The 22,921-nt window shown below is 68.2% G+C and carries 22 protein-coding genes and 1 pseudogene; 19 read left to right on the top strand and 4 right to left on the bottom strand.

The genetic code is table 11. From position 1 onward, the window contains the following. Positions 1–2 precede the first annotated feature (2 nt). Entirely contained in the window at positions 3–821 is an 819-nt protein-coding gene (locus tag M2351_RS17745) for a uroporphyrinogen-III synthase (protein WP_264657447.1), read from the bottom strand. Positions 822–1,051: 230 nt separating this feature from the next. Here M2351_RS17745 and M2351_RS17740 point away from each other — a divergent pair, with 230 nt between their 5' ends. The 3 genes from M2351_RS17740 (at position 1,052) to M2351_RS17730 (ending at position 5,303) form a co-directional block, all read left to right on the top strand. Then, positions 1,052–1,354 carry a hypothetical protein gene (locus M2351_RS17740; RefSeq protein ID WP_264657446.1) on the top strand — a complete coding sequence of 101 codons (303 nt, stop codon included), beginning with the start codon at positions 1,052–1,054 and terminating at the stop codon, positions 1,352–1,354. A 246-nt stretch (positions 1,355–1,600) separates the two neighbouring features. Further along, positions 1,601–3,469, top strand: a complete 1,869-nt coding sequence (locus tag M2351_RS17735) for a DEAD/DEAH box helicase (RefSeq protein ID WP_264657445.1) — start codon at positions 1,601–1,603, stop codon at positions 3,467–3,469. Positions 3,470–3,632: 163 nt separating this feature from the next. Next, a complete protein-coding gene (locus M2351_RS17730; protein WP_264657444.1) occupies positions 3,633–5,303 on the top strand; it encodes a methyl-accepting chemotaxis protein in 1,671 nt (556 codons plus the stop codon). Positions 5,304–5,310: 7 nt separating this feature from the next. On the opposite strand, the gene M2351_RS17725 is transcribed toward M2351_RS17730, so the two are convergent. Beyond that, the gene (locus M2351_RS17725; protein WP_264657443.1) at positions 5,311–6,066 is read right to left on the bottom strand and encodes an SDR family NAD(P)-dependent oxidoreductase; all 756 of its coding nucleotides are present in this window, start codon (positions 6,064–6,066) and stop codon (positions 5,311–5,313) included. A 152-nt stretch (positions 6,067–6,218) separates the two neighbouring features. Between M2351_RS17725 and M2351_RS17720 the strand changes: the two genes are divergently transcribed. The 10 genes and pseudogenes from M2351_RS17720 (at position 6,219) to M2351_RS17675 (ending at position 15,051) form a co-directional block, all read left to right on the top strand. Then, complete coding sequence (locus tag M2351_RS17720; RefSeq protein ID WP_264657442.1) at positions 6,219–7,064, top strand: GntR family transcriptional regulator; 846 nt, start codon at positions 6,219–6,221, stop codon at positions 7,062–7,064. A 61-nt stretch (positions 7,065–7,125) separates the two neighbouring features. Next, complete coding sequence (locus tag M2351_RS17715) at positions 7,126–8,307, top strand: ABC transporter substrate-binding protein (RefSeq protein ID WP_264657441.1); 1,182 nt, start codon at positions 7,126–7,128, stop codon at positions 8,305–8,307. 71 nt (positions 8,308–8,378) lie between these two features. After that, the gene (locus tag M2351_RS17710; protein WP_264657440.1) at positions 8,379–9,332 is read left to right on the top strand and encodes a ferritin-like domain-containing protein; all 954 of its coding nucleotides are present in this window, start codon (positions 8,379–8,381) and stop codon (positions 9,330–9,332) included. A 14-nt stretch (positions 9,333–9,346) separates the two neighbouring features. Continuing rightward, positions 9,347–10,276, top strand: coding sequence for a hypothetical protein (locus tag M2351_RS17705; RefSeq protein ID WP_264657439.1), 930 nt, complete (start codon positions 9,347–9,349; stop codon positions 10,274–10,276). A gap of 46 nt (positions 10,277–10,322) precedes the next feature. After that, a complete protein-coding gene (locus M2351_RS17700) occupies positions 10,323–11,207 on the top strand; it encodes a branched-chain amino acid ABC transporter permease (protein ID WP_264657438.1) in 885 nt (294 codons plus the stop codon). A gap of 12 nt (positions 11,208–11,219) precedes the next feature. Then, positions 11,220–12,260 carry a branched-chain amino acid ABC transporter permease gene (locus M2351_RS17695; RefSeq protein ID WP_264657437.1) on the top strand — a complete coding sequence of 347 codons (1,041 nt, stop codon included), beginning with the start codon at positions 11,220–11,222 and terminating at the stop codon, positions 12,258–12,260. Further along, positions 12,257–13,027: an ABC transporter ATP-binding protein gene (locus M2351_RS17690; RefSeq protein WP_264657436.1), complete on the top strand. Its 771-nt coding sequence runs from the start codon at positions 12,257–12,259 to the stop codon at positions 13,025–13,027. The genes M2351_RS17695 and M2351_RS17690 overlap by 4 nt, the downstream gene beginning before the upstream one ends. Before the next feature lie 52 nt (positions 13,028–13,079). Further along, positions 13,080–13,748, top strand: a pseudogene (locus M2351_RS17685) (ABC transporter ATP-binding protein); the annotation flags it as partial. After that, a complete protein-coding gene (locus tag M2351_RS17680; protein WP_264657434.1) occupies positions 13,738–14,643 on the top strand; it encodes an alpha/beta hydrolase in 906 nt (301 codons plus the stop codon). The pseudogene M2351_RS17685 and the gene M2351_RS17680, both read left to right, overlap by 11 nt. Before the next feature lie 3 nt (positions 14,644–14,646). Beyond that, positions 14,647–15,051: a RidA family protein gene (locus tag M2351_RS17675; RefSeq protein ID WP_264657433.1), complete on the top strand. Its 405-nt coding sequence runs from the start codon at positions 14,647–14,649 to the stop codon at positions 15,049–15,051. Positions 15,052–15,060: 9 nt separating this feature from the next. Here M2351_RS17675 and M2351_RS17670 read toward each other — a convergent pair whose 3' ends face one another. Further along, the gene (locus M2351_RS17670; RefSeq protein ID WP_264657432.1) at positions 15,061–17,466 is read right to left on the bottom strand and encodes an EAL domain-containing protein; all 2,406 of its coding nucleotides are present in this window, start codon (positions 17,464–17,466) and stop codon (positions 15,061–15,063) included. A 206-nt stretch (positions 17,467–17,672) separates the two neighbouring features. Between M2351_RS17670 and M2351_RS17665 the strand changes: the two genes are divergently transcribed. The 6 genes from M2351_RS17665 to M2351_RS17640 all read left to right on the top strand — a co-directional run bounded on the left by M2351_RS17665 (position 17,673) and on the right by M2351_RS17640 (position 22,076). Continuing rightward, complete coding sequence (locus M2351_RS17665; RefSeq protein ID WP_209766756.1) at positions 17,673–17,900, top strand: hypothetical protein; 228 nt, start codon at positions 17,673–17,675, stop codon at positions 17,898–17,900. A gap of 183 nt (positions 17,901–18,083) precedes the next feature. Next, positions 18,084–18,566, top strand: coding sequence for an SRPBCC family protein (locus tag M2351_RS17660; RefSeq protein WP_264657431.1), 483 nt, complete (start codon positions 18,084–18,086; stop codon positions 18,564–18,566). Between the two features lie 14 nt (positions 18,567–18,580). After that, positions 18,581–19,972, top strand: coding sequence for a GntP family permease (locus M2351_RS17655; RefSeq protein ID WP_264657430.1), 1,392 nt, complete (start codon positions 18,581–18,583; stop codon positions 19,970–19,972). Position 19,973: 1 nt separating this feature from the next. Continuing rightward, complete coding sequence (locus tag M2351_RS17650; protein WP_264657429.1) at positions 19,974–20,636, top strand: CoA transferase subunit A; 663 nt, start codon at positions 19,974–19,976, stop codon at positions 20,634–20,636. After that, the gene (locus M2351_RS17645; protein ID WP_264657428.1) at positions 20,629–21,276 is read left to right on the top strand and encodes a 3-oxoacid CoA-transferase subunit B; all 648 of its coding nucleotides are present in this window, start codon (positions 20,629–20,631) and stop codon (positions 21,274–21,276) included. Before M2351_RS17650 ends, M2351_RS17645 begins: the two co-directional genes overlap by 8 nt. 17 nt (positions 21,277–21,293) lie before the next feature. Further along, the gene (locus tag M2351_RS17640) at positions 21,294–22,076 is read left to right on the top strand and encodes a 3-hydroxybutyrate dehydrogenase (RefSeq protein ID WP_264657427.1); all 783 of its coding nucleotides are present in this window, start codon (positions 21,294–21,296) and stop codon (positions 22,074–22,076) included. An 82-nt stretch (positions 22,077–22,158) separates the two neighbouring features. Here M2351_RS17640 and phbB read toward each other — a convergent pair whose 3' ends face one another. Then, complete coding sequence (phbB, locus tag M2351_RS17635) at positions 22,159–22,899, bottom strand: beta-ketoacyl-ACP reductase (protein ID WP_264657426.1); 741 nt, start codon at positions 22,897–22,899, stop codon at positions 22,159–22,161. Positions 22,900–22,921: the final 22 nt, after the last annotated feature.

The following is a 22,921-nucleotide window of genomic DNA, read 5'->3' as shown; positions in this document are numbered from 1 at the left end:
GTTCAGCCGGCGCGGAACTCGCCGCGGATCGCGTTGACCAGCGGCTTCATGTGGAAGCTGCTCTCCGGCGCCACCCAGACCCGCGCGCCGGCCGCTTCCACGGCTTCCGCCACCACCGGGCCGACGGCGGCGATGCGCGTGCGGGACAGCCCGCTGCGCAGCTGCTCCTCCAGCGCGCGGGCCTTGGCGACGTCTTGGAAGCGGCGGACCTGGGGCGAGCTGGTGAAGGCCACCACGTCGATGCGCCCGTCCGCCATCTCGCGGATCGCCGCTTCGACCCGGTCGGTCTCCACGTCGGAGGCATAGCGGTAAGGCAGGACCGGGTCGGGAACGGCGTCGGCGGCGCGGATCGCGTCCAGCAGCGGCAGGTTGGGATTGTCGGGGTAGAGCTGGACGCCCACCGTCCGGCCGGAAAGGTCCAGGCCGGCCAGCGCCTCGATCACGCCGGCCGTGGTCGGGGCCGGGGCGGTCACCTGCGCGGACAGCCCCAGTTCCCGCAGGGCGCGGACGGGCTTCGGCCCGCGCGTTACGGTGCGCAGGCGCCCGATCGCCTCCACCACCGTCCCGTCGATCCCCATCCGCTTGGCGATGGGCATCAGGCGGCGCAGCCCCTCCCCCGTCAGCAGAATTAGGTCGTCGAAGCGGCCCTCGGCCAGCCGGCGCAGCCACGCTTCCACCGGGGCGGGATCCTCGACGTCGCGCATGGCGATCAGCGGGCAGCGCACGGCTTCCGCCCCGTGCGCCTCTAGCATTGAGGCGAAGAGATCGAGTTCACGGCTTTCCGGCACCAGAACGCGTCGCCCGGCAAGGTCCCCGCCCATCACAACCCTCCTCGTTGATTGGCCGCCCAAGGTAACACAGCGGCGCGGGCGAAAGGCCTGCCGACCGTCACGGCATCGACATCGGGGCGCTACTCCGTCCGGGGGAGGCCATCGGAAAAATCGGATACGCACGATCCCGTCGTTCCGTCCTGTGAACTGCTTGGCATCGCGTTTGCTCCGCCGCGGTGAAGTCTCGGGCAATCGTCCGATGGACTGGAATGGAGGGCACCATGGCCGCACCCGGAATCAATGCTGGTTTGGTGATCACGGTCGCGCAGACCGCCGTCGATTTTCTATGGTCCCATTGGGACGGCTCCTCCAAGAGCGTCCGGTCGGCCCTGCTGGCGTCGGAGTTCTGGACGATGCAGGCATTCGGCACCCATGGCGCGTGGGTTCAATCCGTGGCCCGCGATGCCCTCGTGGAGTTTCTCGGCAACTACATCGACCGACGTCTGGACGTCGGCCAGAGCGAGGATTTGGCCGTGGCCACCGCCGTGTACCGCCTTACGGGGCAACGGGTGGGCGCCGCCTGACCGGTTGGTCCACCATCAGGAGCGGTGTCCCGTCGCCGCTCCGTTGACCATTTGCCCATAAATTGGGCGTTTTGGCGAGGGCTGTTGCTATCCAAAATTGCGCACTGGTGCCGTACCGGAGCGGTGCCGCCTTCGGCTCGACCGTAACCCCAATGCCGGTGGCAAACCTACGATTGAGTCCGTGATCCCGGGACTCCCGCCCATTTAGGCTTGCTCCTCCTTTGCGCTTGGGCATGACGGGGTGGGATGCCGCAACTGAGAAGCCACCAGCATTTGGTCGCGGGCATCGCCCAGGCCATCGCACGGCAGGAGACCGGCGTCCGCGACGTGCTCGCGGCCGTCACGCCCGGCGGGGGCAAATCGCTTCTGCCCGTCCTCATGGGGGCGAGGCTGTTCGACGCCGGCGTGATCGACCGGGTCTGCTGGATCGTCCCACGCGACAGCCTGCGGCGGCAGGCGGAGGAGGCCTTCGTCGATCCGCTGTGGCGCGATGCGCTCGGCCACTCCATGGCCCTGCGCGCGGCGGAGAACGGGGCGGACCTGTGCCGCGGGCTTCAGGGCTACATCACGACCTATCAGGCCGTGGCCGCCGCACCCGACCTCCACCTCCAGGAATTCCAGCGACACCGCTATTTGATCGCCATCGACGAGCTGCATCACCTGCCGGCGGTGGGCGACACCGATCAGCTGACCACCGGTGCCGAAGAAACCAGCTGGAGCCGGTCCATCCTGCCGCTGCTGGAAAACGCGGCGGCGCGCCTGCTGATGAGCGGCACGCTGGAACGGGCCGACGGGCGCCCCATTCTCTGGCTGCCCTACCGCGCGCCGCACGGCGTCCGGAAGATGCGGGAGATCGATTTCAAGGCGCCGGGCTGGGCCATCGTCGGCTATTCCCGGCGGCAGGCGCTGGCTGAGAAGGCCATCCTGCCGGTGACCTTCGGCGCTATGGACGGCTCCGCCACGTGGCTGGACGCGGAGCGCACCACCCGCTCCGTCGAGGCGCTGTCGCGCGCCGGGGAGAACAGCCGCGACGCCCTGTTCACCGCGCTGCGCACCGGCTTCGCCACGGCGATGCTGCGCGAGGCCTTCCGCTCCTGCCGGGAGCACCGGGCCAAGCGGCGAGCGGAGATGAGACTGCCGGGCGGGTCGGACGGCAAGGGGTTGGGCAAGCTGCTGGTCATCGCCCCCGACCAGGACACGGCGCGCAGCTACCTGGACACGCTGCGCGGCTGGATGCCAGCGGAGCAGGCCGGGCGCATGGTCCGCCTCGCCATCTCCGAGAGCCGCGACGCCCACGAAGTGGTCGCCTCCTTCCGGCTGCGGCCCGTGCCGTCGATCCTGGTGTCCGTGGCGATGGCCTACGAGGGGCTGGACGCCCCCGCCATCACCCATGTGGCCTGCCTGACGCACATCCGCTCGCGCCCCTGGCTGGAGCAGGCCATCGCGCGGGCGACGCGGGTGGACCCGCACGCCGGCCCTTACGACCAGCAGCGGGCGCTGATCTACCACCCTGCCGACGAGCTGTTCGACCGCTTCCGCACGATGGTCGAGACCCAGCAGGGCATCCGCGCGCTGGTGAAAAGCCGGCGCCCGCAGCACGAACTGCCGCTGGAACGCGCCACCGACCGGGAGCCGGAGGTGATCCCCCTGGAATCCAACGCGACGGCGCTGAGCTTCGCCGTGGTGGCCCCCGGCCCCGACTTCGGCGGCCCGGCGCGCGACCACGGGGAACCGCCGGTGACGCCGAGTGCCGCCGAACACTACCTGCGCCAGCGCATCGGCCAACTCGTCGCGGCCCAGGTCATCGAGGACGAGGACAACAACCTCGTCGCCGACGGGCCGGTCGGCTACCACACCTACAACGCCGTCCTGAAGCGCCTGATGAACAAGGCGCGCTCGGCCATGAGCCTGTCGGAGCTTGAGGCGGCCATCGGCTGGCTGGAGCGCAATCGCCTGTCGGACCACCTGCACCTCGTCGCCGACGACCCGCAGTACCGCTGGTCGAGCCGGCGCCGCGGGCCGGCCACGCATCGGCCCGGCCCGATGCCCGGAGCGCTCGGACGGCCACCCGCACCCTTAGGTGGCGGTGGCACGCCAAAACCAGGGAAACAATAACCGGGCTTCGTCCAGACTGACCGTTGTGCCGTACAAGCGCCGCCCGTGTCATATTTCCTTCGGATGGTGATGGGCCTTATCAAAAGTCATGGGTCGTCTCTGATTGTAGTGAGCGGCGATTATCGGTGCTAAGACTTCACAAGTCGTCGAGGTGAGGTCGTCCGTGAAGATCGCGCACAAGCTTGGCGTTGGCTTTGGAATCCTGTGTCTGCTTGTCCTCCTGCCCTTGGTCTATCAAGCGCATCGCGTCGATACCGTGCTGGGCATTGCCGAGGACGTGGCAAGCCACGACGTCGAGGCCACCGACCTGCTGAAGGAGATCGCCGGCCTGCAGGCGGACATGCGCAGCCAGCGCGACCGCGCCACGGCGGAGGCGATGGCCGCGAAGGTCGAGGGACGCCCCGCCAACATCATCCCGATGCAGCAGCGCTATCTCGCCGAGGTGGACCAGGTCCAGGTGTTCGTCGACCAGCTGCGCACCCTCGCGATGGACAGCGCGGTGGATCCGATCTCGTCGGAACGTGAGCGGCTCTGGAAAGATCTGGTCACGCGCGCGGATGGTCTGCGCAACGCCTTCCAGAAAATCCGGCAGGAATCCGGCGCACATTTCGACCTGCTTCTGCAAGGGCGCGACGGCGACGCGCGCGCCCTGGAACCGCAGCTCGAAACGATCCGCGTCGCCATCGAAACGCACGTGCGGAACGGCGGCTACATCAGCCGGGCGCTGTCCCAGGCGGGGCAGGAGCGTGTCCGGCAATTGCGCCAGGACGTCATCTGGTCGGCGCTCGTCGCCGGCGTCGTCGCCATCGCGGCCGCGATCCTGATCGCGTTTTCCATCAGCCGGTCGATCACCGTCCGGCTCCGCAACGCCGTCGCGCTCACCGGCCGGGTGAGCGAGGGCGACCTGACGCAGAAGGTCGCGACGGAGGGCTCCGACGAGTTGGCGACGCTCGGCCGCTATCTCAACGACATGATCGCGAAGCTGCGCACCGTCGCCTCCTCCACCCGCGCGACGGCGGAGAACGTGCACGCGGCGACGGCGCAGATCCGCGCCTCCACCCAGCAGCAGGCGGCCAGCGTGGCGCAGCAGCTCGCGGCGGTGGAGCAGACCACGGCGACCTTGAGCGAAATCACCGAATCCGGCGCGCAGATCGCCCGCCGCGCCCAGGACGTGGCGGCGAACGCCGAGATCGCGGTGGCGACCAGCGACAGCGGGCTGAAGGCTGTGGCGGACACCAACCAAGCCATGGACGCGATCCGCGAGCAGGCCGAAGCGGTGGCGGAAAACATCGTGATCCTGTCGGAGCGCACGCAGGCGATCGGCGAGATCATTTTGACCGTCAACGACATCGCCGAACGCTCGCACCTCTTGGCCCTCAATGCCGCCATCGAAGCCGCGGCGGCGGGTGAGCACGGCCGCGCCTTCGCGGTGGTGGCCGGCGAGATCAAGAGCCTGGCCAGCCAGGCCAAGGAAGCGACCGCGCAGGTCCGTTCCAACCTCAGCGAGATCCAGCACGGCATCAACGCGTCCGTGATGCTGACCGAGGAAGCGGTCAAGCGCGTGGGTGCCGGCAAGCGCCAGACCGACGCGACCCAGGCGACCATCCGCGATCTGGCCGAGAGCGTCCGCGAGAGCCTGCTCGCCTTCCAGCAGATCGTCGCCGGCACCAACCAGCAGCAGATCGGCATGGAGCAGGTCACCCGCGCCATGCAGAACATCCGCGACGCCAGCACCCAAACCGCCGCCGGCACCCGCCAGCTGGAGGGTGCCGCCGCCAACCTCAACGACCTCGGCCAGAGCTTGCTGGAAACGGTCCGCTTCTACCACGTTTAAGGCGGACTCAGCTCGTCTGGCGGTGGATCTGGAAGCCGGCGAAGGACTGGCTGACCGGCATCAACTCCAGCCGGTTGATGTTCAGGTGCGGCGGCAGGGTCGCCACCCAGTGCAGCGTCTCGGCGATGTCCTCCGCGGTCATCGGGTTGGCGCCGTGGTACATGGCGTCGGAGGCGTTCCGGTTGCCGTGGGTGCGCACCAGCGTGAACTCCGTCTCCACCATGCCCGGCTCGATGTTGGTGACGCGCACGCCCTTGCCGTGCAGATCCGACCGCAGCCCCAGCGAGAACTGCCGGACGAAGGCCTTGGTCCCGCCATAGACGTTGCCGCCCGCGTAGGGGTAGGTGCCGGCGACCGAACCGATGTTGATGATGACCCCGCGCCGCTCGATCAGCACCGGCAGCAGCCGGTGGGTGATGGTGACCAGCGCGGTGATGTTCGTGTCGATCATCGTGCGCCAGTCGTCCAGCGAGGCGTCGACCGCCGGCTTGGTGCCCAGCGCCAGCCCGGCGTTGTTGACCAGCACGTCGATGCCGCGGAACGGTTCCGGCAGCGCCGCCAGGGCCTCAATCATCGCGGCCTCGTCCCGGACGTCGAAGACGGCGGCGTGGACCCGTTCGGCCCCGAAGGAATCGACCAGCCGTTCCAGCCGGTCGGCGCGGCGTCCGGTGACGACGACCCGCCACCCGGCCCCGGCGAAACGGCGGGCGGTGGCCTCGCCCAGCCCGGCGGTGGCGCCGGTGACGAGAATGACCTTGTCCATGCTTCCTCCTGCATCACGGTTCTGTCGATGCAGTGATGTAGGACGCGGCTCCCCCGATGAGTCATGGGAGTACGAAGTTTCGGCTTGCGGCCGTCAGCGATGAGTCATAATATCTAGCTTACTAGACAACTAGATGACGGACGGACGGAGCGATGCACAAGCCTCAGCCTGCCGACCCCGGGACGGACACCGTCGACGTCATCGACCGTTCCTCGCCTCTGCCGCTGTATGTGCAGATCAAGCGGCGGCTGTTGCAGATGATCGCGTCGTGGGACCGGGCCGACCAGCGCTTCCACACCGACGACGAGCTGTGCCAGCTCTTCAAGGTCAGCCGCATGACCGTGCGGCAGGCGGTCCAGGCGTTGGTCAACGAGGGGCACCTGACGCGCATCCGCGGCGTCGGCACCTTCGTCGGCACTGGTAAGGTGGACGAGCGCTTCACGCCGGACATGGACTTCATCGACCAGTGGGCCGATAGCGGCCGGCCGTTGGTGATGACGCTGCGCCGCCTGGAACGGATGCCCTGCCCCGCCGCCTACCACTTGGCCCTCGGCGTCGCGCCGGGCGCCCCGGTCCTCTATCTGGAGCGGCTGCGGTCGAGCGGCGGCATCCCGATCTCCATCGACTACCGCTACATCCTCGCCGATTACGCGTCCGTCTTCGACCGCGAGATGGTGGAGCGCTGCTCCCTGCTCGACCTGCTGAAGACCTGTGTCGAGCTGGACCGCGGCGTCATGCGCATTGAAGCGACCGCGGCGAGCGCGGACGTCGCGGAGATCCTCCAGGTGCTGCCGAACGACCCGGTGCTGGGCCGCCATCTCGTCTATCTGGACGTGGACGAGCGGCCGGTCATGGCCGGCTATTCGATCTACCGGGCCGACCAGGCCCGCTATGTGGTGACGGTGCCGGTGTCCAAGGTCGTGCCCACCGGGCCGGCCGACATCGTCAGCTTTTCATCGGAACTGCGCGCCGACGGCGCCAAGAAGATAAAGAAATAAGCTAACCAAAAACAAGAAAGTGCGCGGACGGATTCGCCCCGAAGAACAAGGAGGTGAGACAATGTCTGGTGCCTTTGCAAAACCCCACATCCGGGCGCGGATCGCCGGCGCGGCCCTGGCCATCATGGCCGCCACCGGCGCGGGAACCGCCAGCGCCGAGGAGACGATCAAGATCGGCTCCATCCTGTCGGTGACCGGCCCCGCCGCCTTCCTGGGCGAGGACATGAAGGCCGGAATGGAAATTGCGGTTGAGGAGATCAACGCGGCCGGCGGGATCAACGGCCGCAAGGTCGACTGGGTCTTCTACGACGCGGAGAGCCAGACGCAAAAGGCGATGAGCGCCACCCGCCGCCTGCTGACGCAGGACCGCGTGGACATGATCGTCGGCGGCGGCAGCATGAGCGGCATCGCGCTGGCCATGGCCCCGATGGCCGAGCAGGCCAAGGTGCCCTTCATTTCCACCGAAGGGGCCATGAACATCGTCCAGCCCGTCAGCGAGCGGAAATGGGCCTTCAAGAGCACGGTCGACGACGACAGCGTGCTCGACCGCATCGCTGACTACCTCGCCAAGAAAGACATCAAGAAGGTGGCCCTGCTCGCCGATTCCAGCGGCTTCGGGCAGAGCGCCACCGAGCAGATGAAGCTTCTGGCGCCCAAGCGGCAGCTCGACGTCACCTACGAGGCCTTCAACCCCGCCGACACCGACATGACCGCCCAGCTGACCCGCATCCGCGACAGCGGGGCGCAGGCGATTATCTGCTGGACGGTGACCCCGGCGGGCGTGGTGTTCCTGAAGCAGGCGCAGCAACTGGGCCTCGGCGATCGGACGCTGATCCACAGCTATGGCTTCGTGTCCCAGCGCTACATGGAGTTGGCCGGCGACGCCGCGAAGAACCTGCTTCTGGTCAGCGTGAAGTTCCCGGTCGGCGACCAGCTTCCCGACAGTGACCCGCTGAAGCCGCGGGTGCAGGAGCTGATCCAGAAGTTCCAGAAGCGCTACGGCCGGCCGCCCAACCAGTATGTGGCGCAGACCTACGACGCCATCCAGCTCGCCCGCCTCGCCGTCGAGAAGGGCGGCAAGGACAAGGCGAAGCTGCGCGACGCGCTGGAGGCCATCGCCGGCTACAACGGCACCGGCGGCACCTTCACCTTCACGCCCGCGCGCCATTCCGGGCTGTCGAAGGACGACATCGTGATGCTGGATTGGAAGAACGGCCGCTTCAACCTGGCTGATTACCGCTGATTTTTGGCGCTGAGACTTGGCACTGAGACTTGGCGCCAACATTCCGTCATTTTGACTCGCAGGAGCACGCGATGCCCCTCCACCGCGACATGACGCCCGAGCAGGCCGTGATGGCCGTCAACACGCTTCTCGACCTGCCGGAAGACAACTTCCCCCTGACCTTCGACAGCCAGATCCCGCGCATCCGCGAGCTGTTCCACAGCGCGACGAAGAACCAGTGGGATCCGCGCACCGACATCGACTGGGACAAGCTCGATCTCTCCCCCTACAGCGAGGAGCAGATCTTCGCGGCCCGCCAATACTGGAGCCGCCGCGCCTGGAGCGAGTACGGCGCCATTTCCGAAAGCCCGGCGCTGCAAATCCGCTTCTGCGAGGAGAAGCGGCCGCCGGACATGCAGCTGTTCTTCACCATCCGCTCGCAGGAGGAGGCCCGCCACGCCGAGGTCTGCTTCATGATGGCGGAAAAGCTCGGCGGCTATCTGGAAAAGCCGGTGCAGGAGCTGTTCCAGGGCTCCGTCGCCACGCACGGCGTGCGCAAGGCCGCGCTGGACCCCGAGGTGCCGCTGGAGGCGATCATCGCGGCGCTGGTCTGCGCGGCGGAGGAGATCGCCTTCGACGTCTTCCGGCATCTGGTGGAGATCACCCGCGACCCCGTCGCCCGGCAGATCTGCCGCGCCATCATGCGCGACGAGGTCCGGCACTGCGCCTTCGGCTGGTACTTCCTGGAGCATCAGGTGAGCGGCATGGCGCCGGAGCAGCTGAAGGTGGTCGAGAACGCGGTCATCACCATGATCGAGAAGGTGGAGCTGAACGGCTACCACAGTTCCTGGCTCGCCCCGGAAAACCCGGCGTCGCGCGCCGAGGTGGAGGCCGACCGCCTAACCTGGGAGGCCGGCCTGGGCGCCACGGTCGAGGAGGTGGAAAAGCCGGTCTTCGTCGCCTCCATCGTCCGCATCCGCGAGCGCATGCAGGCCATGGGCATCACCCTGCCGACCTTCCACCACGACAAGATCGGCGCCTTCTGATCATGGAGCCCATCATGGACACCGCCACGCAGGCTCCGCCGATCGCCGCACCGACGCCCCTGTTCGTCGAGAAGCGCTTTCCGCTGCGCCTGTCGCCCAACATCACGGGCATCCGCGACCTGTACCAGACCGGCAAGGTCAACCGCTGGGACCCGCAGCGCGACATTCCCTGGGCCGACCTCGACGCCGAGCGCTACGATCCGGCGGTGCGGCTGGCGGCGCGCTGGACCTGGAGCCGCCGGCTGTGGATCGAGGCCATGGGGCTGAAGGAGACGCCCTCGCTGCTCGTCCGCTTCTGCGTCGAGGACCAGCGGGAGTCCGATCCGAAGTTCTTCCTGACCGTCCGCGGCACCGAAGAGGCGTGGCACGTCGACTGCTTCGACCGCATCGCCGGGCGCTTCGGCGGGCGCATGGACCGGCCCGTCACATCCGCCTACGAGGCGCTGTTCAACCGCAGCCTCCACCGCCGGGCGTTGAACGCGGAACGGTCGCTGGACGCCTACGTCGTCACCCACTGCGCCTTCGAGGACGGGCTGGAGCTGGAGCTGTTCCGCGCCTACCGCCGCAACGCCGGGGATCCGGTGATCGCCGCGGTGCTCGACCGCTGCATCGCCGACAAGGAGCGTCACGCCTCCTTCGGCTGGCTCTACGCGGAGGAACGCGCACCGGGCTGGAGCGACGAGGAGCGCCGGACCATCACCGGCGAGCTGATGGACCACATGCGGACGGTGGAGCTGGCCGGCTATCACTGCCCCTGGCTGTCCAACGCCGCGGGGACGGAAGCCGCGGCGGACATGGTCTGCGCCACCACCGGCCTGGGTGCGGCCACGGCGGAAGGCGAAGCGGCGGTTCTGCGCGGCTATCTCGCCGCCGCCCGGAAAAAGCTGCGGTCGCTCGGCATCGAGCTGCCGGAGTTCCAGCACACGCTGCTCGGCACCGCCTGAAACGGTACTGTTTGAGCGCGTCCCGCATTTGGCGGAGGGTCCCACGATGGACAACGCATCCACCGTTCTGCAGCTCCTGTTTTCCGGCATCGGGACGGGGAGCATCTACGCCCTGGTCGCCGTCGGCTTCAACGTCATCTTCAAGAGCACCGACGCGATCAACTTCTCCCAGGGCGAATGGGTTATGATGGGCGGCATGGTGGCCGCCGCGACGGTCACCGCGTCCTCGTCGCCGGTGTGGCTCGCCTGCCTGTTCGCCGTGCTGGTGGTGACCGCCGTCGGGCTGGTGTCGGAACGGCTGGTCATCCTGCCGATCGCCAAGCCGACCCCACTCCTGATCACGCTGATCAGCATCGGCCTTGCCATCTGCACGAAGAGCGCGGTGATGCTGACGCTGGGCAAGAACCCGGCGGGCTATCCGGGCTTTGCCGGCGATGCGCTGGTGACCGTGGCCGGCGCCACCGTTCATTCGCAGACGCTGTGGATCCTGGTGATCACCGCCGCCTTTATGGTGCTGGCCCACCTGTTCTTCGAGAAGACGGTGCTGGGCAAGGCGCTGCGCGCCGCGGCGGCGGATCGCGACGCGGCGGCGCTGGTCGGCATCAAGGCGCGTAGCACTGTCATGTGGTCCTTCGCCATCGCCGCCATGGCCGGCGCCATCGCGGGCACGATCATCACGCCATTGACGCTGACCTCCTACGACGCCGGCACGATGCTGGGCTTCAAGGGCTTCAGCGCGGCAATGCTCGGCGGGCTCGGCAACCTCTACGGCTCGCTCCTCGGCGGGTTGCTGCTGGGCGTGCTGGAGGCCTTCGCCAGCGGCTACATCTCCTCGCACTTCAAGGACGCCATCGCCTTTGTCGTGCTTCTGCTCATCCTCTTCTGGCGCCCGGTTGGCCTTATCGGCAAGCCCGTCGTCGAGAAGGTCTGAGGGGGCGGACCGATGACCGGAATGAACGATGTGATGGACCGAAGCCGCGGCCGGATCAAATCAGCAGCGCCGCCACGACGGGCGGTGCGCCGCTTCACCAGCGACCACGCGTTGCTGGGCGGGGTCTGGCTGGTGTTGGCCGCCTACCCCTTCGTGGCGCCGAACGACTTCCTGGTCTCGCTCGGTGTGCTGTTCTTCATCAACCTGATCCTGATCGCCAGCCTGAACACGCTGATGGGCTTCTGCGGGCAGATCTCGCTCAGCCACGGCGCCTTCTACGGGCTGGGTGCCTACACCAGCGGCATCCTGTCGGTGAAGCTGGGCGTCGATCCCTGGATCGGCGTGCCGGCCGGCATGCTGGTGGCAGCGCTGTCCGCCCTGGTCATCGGGCTGCCAGCCCTGCGCCTGCGCGGGCACTACCTCGCCATGGCGACGCTGGGCTTCAACGCCATCCTGACCGTGCTGTTCAACGAGCTGGTCGGGCTGACCGGCGGGCCGAACGGGCTGCTGGGCGTGGCGCCCTTCAGCATCGGCGGGCTGGACATCGCCACCGACGACCGCGTCTTCTGGCTGGTCTGGGCCTGCGGCGGGCTGGTCATGCTGTCCATCCTGAACCTGGTCAAGTCGCGCGTCGGGCGGGCGCTGAGCGCGCTGGCGACCAGCGAGATCGGGGCCGACGCGCTGGGCGTGAACTGCTTCCGCTACAAGCTGGTGGTCTTCGTGCTGACGGCGGCCATGGCCGGCCTCGCCGGCGGGCTCTACGTCCACTACAACCAGTACGCCTCGCCGGAGACCTTCGGATACTTCACCTCGGTGATGCTGGTGGTGATGGTGGCGCTGGGCGGCTGGGGACGCTATTGGGGGCCGCTGTTCGGCGCCCTGCTCTACACCGCGGTGCCGGAGGCGCTGCGCTCGCTGGGCGACTTCGAGCTGTTCCTGTTCGGCCTGTGCATGATCCTGGTGCTGCTGTTCTTCCCCGGCGGCATCGCCGCGGCGGTGTCCACCCTCGGCAACCGGCTGTTCGGCAAAAAGAAGGCGGGAGGCCGGGCATGAGCTTCCTTCACATCGCCGACCTCCAGCGCAATTTTGGCGGCCTGCGGGCGGTCAGCGACCTGACCTTCTCGGTCGCGCGAGGCGAGATCAAGGCCGTCATCGGGCCGAACGGTGCCGGCAAGACGACGCTGTTCAACCTGATCGCCGGCGTGACCCCACCCTCCTCCGGGCAAATCACCCTGGACGGCGCCCGCATCGACCAACTGAAGCCCTACCAGCGGGTGGAGCGTGGCATCGCCCGCACCTTCCAGAACCTGCAGATCTTCAAGGACATGACGGTGCTGGAAAACGTCATGGTCGGCCGGCACGCGCGCACCCGCTGCGACGTGCTGCACGGCCTGTTCCGCACCCGTGCTGCTCTGCGCGAGGAGGAAGCAATCCGCGACTCCGCCATGCAGCAGCTGGAACGGCTGGGCCTCGGCCACCGCGCCGACGACCGCGCGGGCTCCCTCAGCTTCGGCGAATGCAAGGTTCTGGAAATCGCCCGCGCGTTGGCGGCGGAGCCGAAGCTCCTGCTGCTCGACGAACCCACGGCCGGCCTGCCCCACGCGGAGACGGAGCGCATCACCGACACCATCCGCGCCCTGAACGCCGAGGGCGTCACCGTGCTTCTGGTGGAGCACAACATGCGCATGGTCATGCGGCTCAGCCACAGCATCCTGGTCCTGAATTACGGGCGCCGGATCGCCGAAGGGCCAGCCGAGGTGGTGCGCCGCGACCCCGCCGTGCTGGAAGCCTATCTCGGCGAGGAGGACGATGATGCTTGAGGTAATGGGCCTCAACGCCGGCTACGGCGAGATCCAAATCCTGCGCGACCTGTCCCTGACGGTGGAGCCCGGGGAGTGCGTCTGCCTCGTCGGTGCCAACGGGGCGGGGAAGACCACGCTGATGCGCAGCCTGTCCGGCCTGCTGCGCCCGGTCGGCGGCTCGATCCGCTTCGACGGGCAGGAACTGGCGCGTCTATCCGCACACGACGTGGTGACGCGGGGCGTCGCCCTGGTGCCGGAGGGGCGCCGGGTCTTCGGCCCGCTGACCGTGCGCGACAACTTGGAGATGGGCGCTTTCCGGCACCTGTGGCCCCCCAACAAGGAAAAGGGCCGCCATGACGGCTTCGGCCGCGACCTGGAGTTCGTCCTAACCCTGTTCCCGCGCCTGCGCGAACGGCTTCAGCAACCGGCCGGCACGCTGTCGGGCGGGGAGCAGCAGATGCTCGCCATCGGGCGCGCCCTGATGACCCGGCCCAAGCTGCTGCTGCTCGATGAACCCTCGATGGGCCTCGCCCCGCTCGTCGTGAAGGAGATCTTTGCCACCATCCGCGCCCTCAACGCCGAAGGGATAGCGATCCTGCTGGCCGAGCAGAACGCGCGCATGGCCCTGCGCACGGCGTCGCGCGGCTACGTGATCGCCGAAGGGCGCATCGTCAACAGCGCGGACACCGCCGCCCTCCAGCGCGATCCCGCCGTTCAGGAGGCCTACCTTGGCTTTTGACTTTCCCACCGGTCAAACGTGGGGCGAGGATTCCCCCGCGCCCATCGACGAGGCCATGGAGCGGGAGTTCAACCTGCGCCCCCGCCATCCCGAACGCGAGGCCGTGTACGCGGAATTCGCCCACCGCAGCGCCCGCTTCCGCGAAACGCGCCCCGCCCTGCTGAACCAACGCTACGGCGCCGGCCCGCGCGCCCTGCTGGACGTCTTCCCGGCCGGCGCGGGCGCGCCCGTTTTCCTGTTCATCCACGGCGGCTATTGGCGCACGCTGGACAAGGACGTCTTCTCCTTCCTGGCGGAGCCCTTCTTGGAGGCCGGGATCACCGTGGTGATGCCGAACTACGACCTCGTTCCGTCGGTGCCGCTGGCGGACATCGTTGAGCAGATGCGCCAGGCGCTCGCCTGGTTGCGGGCGGAGGCCGCGTCCTTTGGGGCCGACGCGTCGCGCATCGTTCTGTCCGGCCATTCAGCGGGCGGGCATCTCGCCGCCTACTCGGCGCTGACCGACAGCGCCGGCATTCGGGGTGTCGTGCCGGTCAGCGGAGTGTTCGAACTGTCGCGCCTGCTGCGGACCAGCATCAACCGCGACGCCCGCATGACCCCCGCGGTGGCCGACGCCCTCAGCCCGCACCGCCTCGCCGCGGAGATGGCGAGCCTGCCGCCAATCCCCCTGCTTCTGCTGGTCGGCGGGGAGGAGACGGCCGGCTTCCAGCAGCAGAGCCGCGACTTCCTGGAGATATGGCGGGACCGGGGGCGGCCGGGCGCAATGGTGCTGGCTCCGGGCCGGACGCACTTCACCGTCCTGGAAACGCTCGCCGACCCGCAGGGGCCCGTTTTCAACGAGGTGCGGACAATCCTCGCCGCCCAACCGCAGCCATTCGAACACAAAGGACACTGAAGCATGGAAGCGATCAACCCGCCGGACATGGCCGGCCCCCTCGGCCACTACACCCAGGGTATCCTGGTGCCCTGGGAGCATGACTGGCTCTGCATCTCCGGGCAGGTCGGCGTCTCGCCGGACGGGATCGTCCCGGACCGCTTCGATGAGCAGGCGCGGCTGTGCTGGGAGAACATCGGCGCGGTCCTGCGCGCCGCCGGGATGGGCTTCGAGCATCTGGTCAAGACGACGGTGTTCCTGACCGACGCCGCCGACCTGCCCACCTTCGGCCCCGTGCGCACCACCTTCCTCGGTACGCACAAGCCCGCGTCGACGCTGTTGATCGTCAAGGGACTGGCGCGGCCCGAATGGAAGGTCGAAGTCGAAGCCATTGCCGCCCGCCCCGCCTCCCGCCCCGCCAGCCAATAGCCGGCCGGGTTACCGGGCCAGCTCCGGCTCCGCAAGGCGGGCGCTGACGTCACCCGCCGGTGCCGGCCGCCCGAGCAGGTAGCCCTGGACTTGGTTGCAGTCCTCCGACCGCAGCAGGCGCAGCTGCTCCTCCGTTTCCACGCCTTCCGCGGTCACCGTGATGCGCAAGCTGCGGGCGAGCGCGATGATGGCCCGGACGATGGAGCGCGAGCCCTCGTTCGTCGGCATGTTGCCGATGAAGGACCGGTCGATCTTGATCTTGTCGAAGGGGAAGCTCTGCAGGTAGCTGAGGCTCGAATAGCCGGTCCCGAAGTCGTCCAGCGAAATCCGGATGCCCGCCTGCTTCAGCGCCTTCAGGGTGGACAGCGCCCGCGCGCTGTCGTCGATCAGCACCCCTTCGGTGACCTCCAGCTCCAGCCGTTCCGGCGGAAGCCCCGTGCCCTTGAGGATGGCGATGACGCGCTCCGCAAGGTCGGCGTGGCGGAACTGCACCGGCGACAGGTTCACCGCGACCCGGATGGAGTCCGGCCAGCGCACGGCCTCGCGACAGGCTTCCCGCAGGACCCACTCGCCAAGCGGCACGATCAGCCCGGTTTCCTCGGCCATCGGGATGAAGTCCGACGGGGCAACCAGGCCACGCTCCGGGTGGTTCCAGCGCACCAGCGCCTCGAAGCCGACGATCGCCTGGGTGCTGCAGTCCCCCAGCGGCTGGAAATGCACGGTCAGCTGATTGCCGAGCAGGGCCTGTTGCAGGTCGCGCTCCAGCCGGCGGCGTTCCTGAAGGCGCGCGTCCATCTCCGCCTCGAAGAAGCGGTAGGTGCCGCGGCCGTCCGCCTTGGCGCGGTACAGCGCCGTGTCGGCATTGCGCAGAAGGTCTTCCCCGGCGCGGGCGTCCTGCGGGTAAAGGGCGATGCCGATGCTGGTGCCGATCAGGACCGGCTGGCCGTCCAGGTCGAAGGGCGCGCCGAGTGCCGCCACCATGCGCTTGGCCGCCGCCTCCGCGCCGGCCGGCTGGGCGATGCGCGTCTGGAGCACGACGAACTCGTCCCCGCTGAAGCGGGCGACGGTGTCCTGGTCGTTCGCTGCCCGAAGCAGCCGTTGCGCCACCTGCTGGAGCAGCGCGTCGCCCCCATGATGGCCGAGCAGGTCGTTGACCGCCTTGAAGCGGTCCAGATCCAGGCAGAGGACGGCCACCGCGCCGCCGTCCCGCTCGGCCGCCGCCAGCGTCTGTTCCAGCCGGTCGTTGAACAGGGCGCGGTTGGGCAGCTGGGTCAGCAGGTCGTGGTGCGCCATGTGGCGCAGCCGTTCCTCGGCCTGCTTGCGCTCGCGCAGGTCGCGCACCGCGACGACCCGCGCCGGACGGCCGTCATGCTCGATCGTCTCCGCGAGGATCTCGACGTCCACGACGCTGCCGTCCGCGTGCAGCAGGGCGATCTCCCGCGGCTGGTGCGGGGTCGCGGTGGCGCGCTTCACCTCCTCGTGGTGGGTGGGGGCCACGAAATTCAGCACCGGGAAGCCGATGATCTCCTCCGGCGCGTGGCCGAGCAGGCGTGTCATCGCCCGGTTGACGTCCAGGACGCGCCCCTCGGCGTGGATCGCGATGCCTTCGAAGGTCACCTCCGCCAGCTGGCGGAAGCGGGTTTCGCTGGCGCGCAGCCGCGCCGCCTCGCGTGCGGCACGGTTCGCCAGCCGCTGGTCGACGATGGAACCGGCGAGGCTGAGCACCAGGATCATCATAGTGATGGCGGCCACGGCTGCCGCCAGCCCCGTCGGCGCCGTCGGGGACGGGACCAGAAGCGCCTCCGTGGGGATCAGGCGGACGGCGGCCATCGCCGTGAAGTGAAGCCCGCAGATGCCCGCCGTCAGCAGCCCCGCCGCCGCCGCCCGCCGCGGCAGCCCGCCACGCCCCGCGGTCAAGGCCAGGGCCGCTGCCGCCCCCACCCCGCCGATGAGGAGCGAGGCGGTAACGAGGCCGGAGTCGTAGGACAAGGTCGCCGGCGCGCGCACCGCGGCCATGCCGGTGTAGTGCATAGCCCCGATGGCCGCGCCCAGCAGGCCGCCGCCGCCGAGCGCCGGCAGAATGCCGCCGCGCAGGTTGACGCCCAGCCCGACGCCGGTCAGCCCGACCGCCAGGGCCACCGACAACGCGGTCACGCCCAGGTCGTAGCCAATCGGCACGTTGGGCTGGAAGGCCAGCATGGCGACGAAATGCGTCGCCCAGACGCCGCCGCCGGTCGCCAACGCCCCCGCCGCGGTCCACAACGCCCGACCCCGCCCCCATCCATGTTCGCCGGCCGCGCGGGCGCGGTCGGTCAGGCTGAGCGCGGTCCAGGCCGCGAACAGGCAGATCACCCCGGCAAGAGAAACCAACCATGGGTTGTGTTGATCCGTCAGGCAGGTGTAGGCGTCGAGCATCGATACTCACAAGATTTGGTTGCAGACGCAGCCTTAACGGGCGACATTAAAATTGTTTTAAATTTAGCAGAGGCCGACGAAAAAACCTAGGGGTGTGGTCGGGTTCTTGCCCTGGTCAAGCTTCCTATATCTTGCGGTGGGTTTGCCGCGGGGGCTGCGGCGGTACAGTTCATGATGACGGATGCCGCAAGCGGGGGGAGGGGCGCATGCTCGTCGCGGTCGCCTACTGGCTTTTCATCCTGCTGACCGCCTTGGGGAAGGTGGTGGCCTTCGTGGCGCTGGTGGTGTTCACCATCGCGCTGCCGCTCGCGCGCATCCAGACAGCGGAACGCTTCGGGCGGGCCGTCCTGTCCGACATGGCCGTCATCGGCTTCGGCGTGTTGGGCGTGTTCCTGCTGCTGGAGAACGTGCGCATCTTCCTCGCCGCTGCCTGACCAGCGCGTCTCCAAACTGAGACATCGTCTCGATATCGAGACGATATGCGGTCCGTTTGTCTCGTCTTGGAGACTTTGCCGCTCCCACCCGATCGCCCAATCCGCGAAAATCCTGGTCTGCGTACGATGGCATGACCTTTGCCTAAAGGGCTGTGTCGAACCCGAACGGCACAAGGTCCGCCGATGGCGCGCGTCACCATGAAAGCTCTTCTGCCGGTCTCCGCACCGCGGCTCTGGTCGCTCGTGCGGTGGGACGGCCGTCTGCTGGACTGGTACCCCGACGCTGTGGATTTCCGAGTCCAAGGCTCGGGCAAGGGTGCGCATCGCCGGCTGCAACTGCGCGATGGCACGACGCTCGTCCACAAGCTCGAACACGCAAGCCGGATCGAGGACGCCTACACCTACTCCGCCATCGGCTGCCCTTACCCGGTCGACGACCACCTGGCGCAGATCCGCGTGCTGCCGCACGGGGACGACCGCGCCACGCTGGTCTGGACGGCGAATTTCCGTCCGTCCGGACTGACAGAGGCCGAGGCGGAGTCCTTCATCCAGACGCTGTACCGGAACGGTTTCGACAACCTGTCCACGCTCCTCGCCGGCCTTGCCGGACCGGGGGGCGCAACAACGGGGGCTGGGCCTTGCGAGGCCCCGACACTCCGCCCGTAGGAGGAAGTTCGTCCATGAGTTTTCTTGTGTGCGTGGGAGCGCTCGCGTTCCTGATGTTCGTCGCGTACCGCGGCTTCAGCGTCATCCTGTTCGCCCCCATCGCGGCGCTCGGCGCCGTCCTGCTCACCGACCCGTCCGCCGTCCCGCCGATTTTCACCGGCCTGTTCATGGACAAGATGGTCGGCTTCGTGAAGCTGTACTTCCCGGTCTTCCTGCTGGGCGCGGTGTTCGGCAAGGTGATCGAGCTGTCCGGTTTCTCCAAGTCGATCGTCTCCGCCGTGATCAAGCTGGTCGGCCGTGAACGGGCGATGATGTCCATCGTGCTGGTCTGCATCCTGCTGACCTACGGCGGCGTGTCGCTGTTCGTCGTCGTCTTCGCCGTCTACCCCTTCGCGGCCGAGATGTTCCGCCAGGGCAACATCCCGAAGCGCCTGATCCCCGGCACTATCGCGCTGGGCGCCTTCACGGTGACGATGGACTCCCTGCCCGGCACGCCGCAGATCCAGAACATCATCCCGACCACCTTCTTCAAGACCGACGCCTTCGCCGCCCCGTGGCTGGGCACCATCGGCGCCGTCTTCATCTTGGTCGTCGGCATCCTGTACCTGGAGTGGCGCCGCAAGGTCGCCGCCGCGGCCGGCGAGGGCTACGGCGAGGGCCACAGCAACGAGCCGGAGGCGATCCACGCCGAGGTTCTGCCGAACCCGGTGATCGCGCTGCTGCCGCTGGTCATGGTCGGCGTGCTGAACAAGGTTTTCACCATGCTGATCCCGACCTTCTACGGGGCCAGCAACCAAGTCGCGCTGACCGACGGCGCCAAGCCGCTGGTCACCCAGGTTTCCGCCGTCGCCGGAATCTGGGCGGTCGAGGGCGCGCTGCTCGCCGGCATCCTGACCGTGCTGGCATTCGCCTGGAAGCCGGTGTCCCAGCGCTTCGCCGAGGGCACCAAGGCGGCCATCGGCGGCTCGCTGCTCGCCTCCATGAACACGGCGTCGGAATACGGCTTCGGCGCGGTCATCGCGGCGCTGCCGGGCTTCCTGGTGATCGCCGGCGGGCTGAAGGCCATCCCCAACCCGCTGGTCAACGAGGCCATCACCGTCACCACGCTGGCCGGCGTCACCGGTTCCGCGTCCGGCGGCATGAGCATCGCCCTGGCCGCCATGGCGGACCAGTTCATCACCGCCGCCAACGCCACCGGCATCCCGATGGAAGTCCTGCACCGCGTCGCCTCCATGGCCAGCGGCGGCATGGACACCCTGCCGCACAACGGCGCCGTCATCACGCTGCTGGGCGTCACCGGGCTGACCCACCGCCAGTCCTACGGCGACATCTTCGCGATCACCTGCATCAAGACGCTGGCGGTCTTCGTCGTGATCGCCGTCTACTACCTGACCGGGATCGTCTGACATGAAGAAAATCATTGAACTGGCCGATGCCGTCGCGCTCATTCCCGACGGCGCGGTCCTGATGATCGGCGGCTTCATGGGGGTGGGCACGCCCCCCCGCCTGATCGACGAGCTGGTCCGCCAGGGCAAGCGCGGCCTGACCGTGATCGCCAACGACACCGCCCTGCCCGGCATCGGCATCGGCAAGCTGATCGCCGCCAAGGCGGTCGCCCGCGTCATCGCCAGCCACATCGGCCTGAACCCCGAGACGCAGCGCCAGATGATCGCTGGCGAGACGGAGGTCGAGCTGGTGCCCCAGGGCACGCTGGCCGAGCGCGTGCGCGCCGCCGGCTTCGGCCTGGGCGGCGTGCTGACCCCGACCGGCGTCGGCACGGTGGTGGAAGAGGGCAAGCAGACCGTGGAGGTCGACGGCAAGACCTTCCTGCTGGAAAAGCCGCTGAAGGCCGATTTCGCCCTGATCAATGCCAAGCGCGCCGACTACTACGGCAACCTCGAATACGCGCTGACCGCGCGCAACTTCAACCCGCTGATGGCGATGGCGGCCGAGACCGTCATCGTCGAGGCGGAGGACATCGTGCCCATCGGCGTCATCCCGCCCGACGCCGTCGCCACCCCCAACGTGCTGGTCGACTACATCGTCGCCAAGGAGCGCCGCCATGGATGAGAAAACCCTGATCGCCAAGCGCGTGGCGCTGGAACTGGCCGATGGCAATCTCGTCAACCTGGGCATCGGGCTTCCGACGCTGGTCGCGCGCTACATCCCCGCCGGCCGGCACGTCTTCTTCCAGTCGGAGAACGGCATCATCGGCATGTCCGGCCCCATCGTGGGTGCGGAGAACCCGGACCTGACCGACGCGGGCGGCAACCCGATCAGCGCGCTGCCCGGTGCCGCGTCCTTCGACAGCGCTATGTCCTTCGGCCTGATCCGCGGCGGCCACCTGGACGTCACCGTCCTCGGCGGGTTGCAGGTGGACGAGGAAGGCCGGCTCGCCAACTGGATGGTGCCGGGCAAGATGGTGCCGGGCATGGGCGGGGCGATGGACCTCGTTTCCGGCGCCAAGCGCGTGATCGTCGCAATGCAGCACGTCGCCAAGGGCGAGTCCAAGATCGTCAAGCGCTGCACTCTGCCGTTGACCTCGGTCCGCCGCGTCGACTTGGTGGTCACCGACCTCGCGGTCATCGAGCCGACCGACAAGGGGCTGGTGCTGAAGGAAACGGCACCCGGCGTGACCGTCGAGCAGGTGCTGGCCGCCACGGCCTGCGAACTGATCGTGCCGGCCGACGTGCCGGCGATGCCGCTCTGAGCCGGAGGAACAAGCACATGCTGAAGGGCAAATCGGCCATCGTCACCGGCTCCACCAGCGGCATCGGCCTGGGCATCGCGCGCTGCCTCGCGGCACAGGGCGCCGACGTCCTGCTGAACGGCTTCGGGGACCGCGGGGAGATTGCCGCCCTGTGCGAGAGCCTGGGCCGGGAGTTCGGCGTGCGCGTCGCCTACGACGGTGCCGACATGAGCAAGCCGGCCGAGATCAAGGCGATGGTCGCCAACGCGGAGCAGGCGTTCGGCAAGGTGGACATCCTGGTCAACAACGCCGGCGTCCAGCACGTCGCCCCGGTGGAGGACTTCCCCGAGGACGCGTGGGAGCGTGTGATTTCCATCAACCTGTCGGCGGTCTTCTACGGCACGCGCTACGCGCTGCCCGGCATGAAGGCGCGCAACTGGGGCCGCATCATCAACATCGCCTCGGTGCACGGCCTCGTCGCCTCGGCCAACAAGTCGGCCTATGTGGCGGCCAAGCACGGCGTGGTCGGGCTGACCAAGACGGTGGCGCTGGAAACCGCGCTGACCAACGTGACCTGCAACGCCATCTGTCCGGGCTGGGTGCTGACCCCGCTGGTGCAGAAGCAGATCGACGCCCTGGCCGAGAAGAACGGCTGGAGCAACGAGCAGGCTGGCCGCGAGCTGCTGCGCGAGAAGCAGCCGTCGGAAACCTTCGTGACGCCCGAACAGCTGGGCGAGTTGGCGGTCTTCCTGTCGTTGGAAGCCGCGTCGAACATGCGCGGCGCCGCCATCAACATGGACGGCGGCTGGCTGGCGCGCTGACCGGACAGCATTTGCCAAAGGTAAAGGGCCTTTCCCGCGTGGGAAAGGCCCTTTCCGTTTCGACCGGTGGTTGAACGGCGCCTTACTGATAGTTCAGGCCGCCGTTGATGTTCAGGGTCGAGCCGGTGACGTAGCCGGCGATCTCGGAGGCGAGGTAGGACACCGCGCCGCCGATCTCGTCCGGACGGCCCAGGCGCTTCATCGGGACGCTGTCGGTGATGGCTTGGCGGATGTCCTCGCGGATCGCCATGACCATCTCGGTGCCGATGTAGCCCGGGGCGATGGCGTTGACGGTCACGCCCTTGGTCGCCAGCTCGGCGGCCAGCGCCTTGGTGAAGCCAATCACGCCGGCCTTGGCGGCCGAGTAGTTGGTCTGGCCGGCCTGGCCCTTGACGCCGTTGACCGAGGAGATGTTGATGATGCGGCCCCAGCCGCGCTCGGCCATCTTCGCCGACACCTGCTGGGTCACGTTGAACAGGCTGCTGAGATTGGTGGCGATCACCGCATCCCACTGCGTCTTTTCCATTTTGGCGAAGAACTTGTCGCGCGTGATGCCGGCGTTGTTCACCAGGACGTCCACCGGACCCAGGTCGGCCTCGATCTTGGCGACCATCGCTTTGCAGCTCTCGAAGTCGGACACGTCGCCTTCGGCCACGTAGAACTTGAAGCCAAGGGCTTCCTGCTCGCCCAGCCACTTCGCGGCCGGTTCAAAGTTCGGCAGGCAGTTGGCCGCCACGAGGAAGCCATCCTTGGCCAGCGCCTGGCAGATGGCGGTGCCGAGGCCACCCATGGCACCGGTGACAAGCGCGATCTTCTGAGACATCACAGTCGCTCCAGCATTGATA

Origin of the sequence: Azospirillum canadense (genome assembly GCF_025961225.1) — a bacterium.
Classification (GTDB): Bacteria; Pseudomonadota; Alphaproteobacteria; order Azospirillales; family Azospirillaceae; genus Azospirillum; species Azospirillum canadense.
The sequence above is the reverse complement of the archived record's forward strand: the minus strand, read 5'-3'. Positions and strand labels throughout refer to the sequence as shown.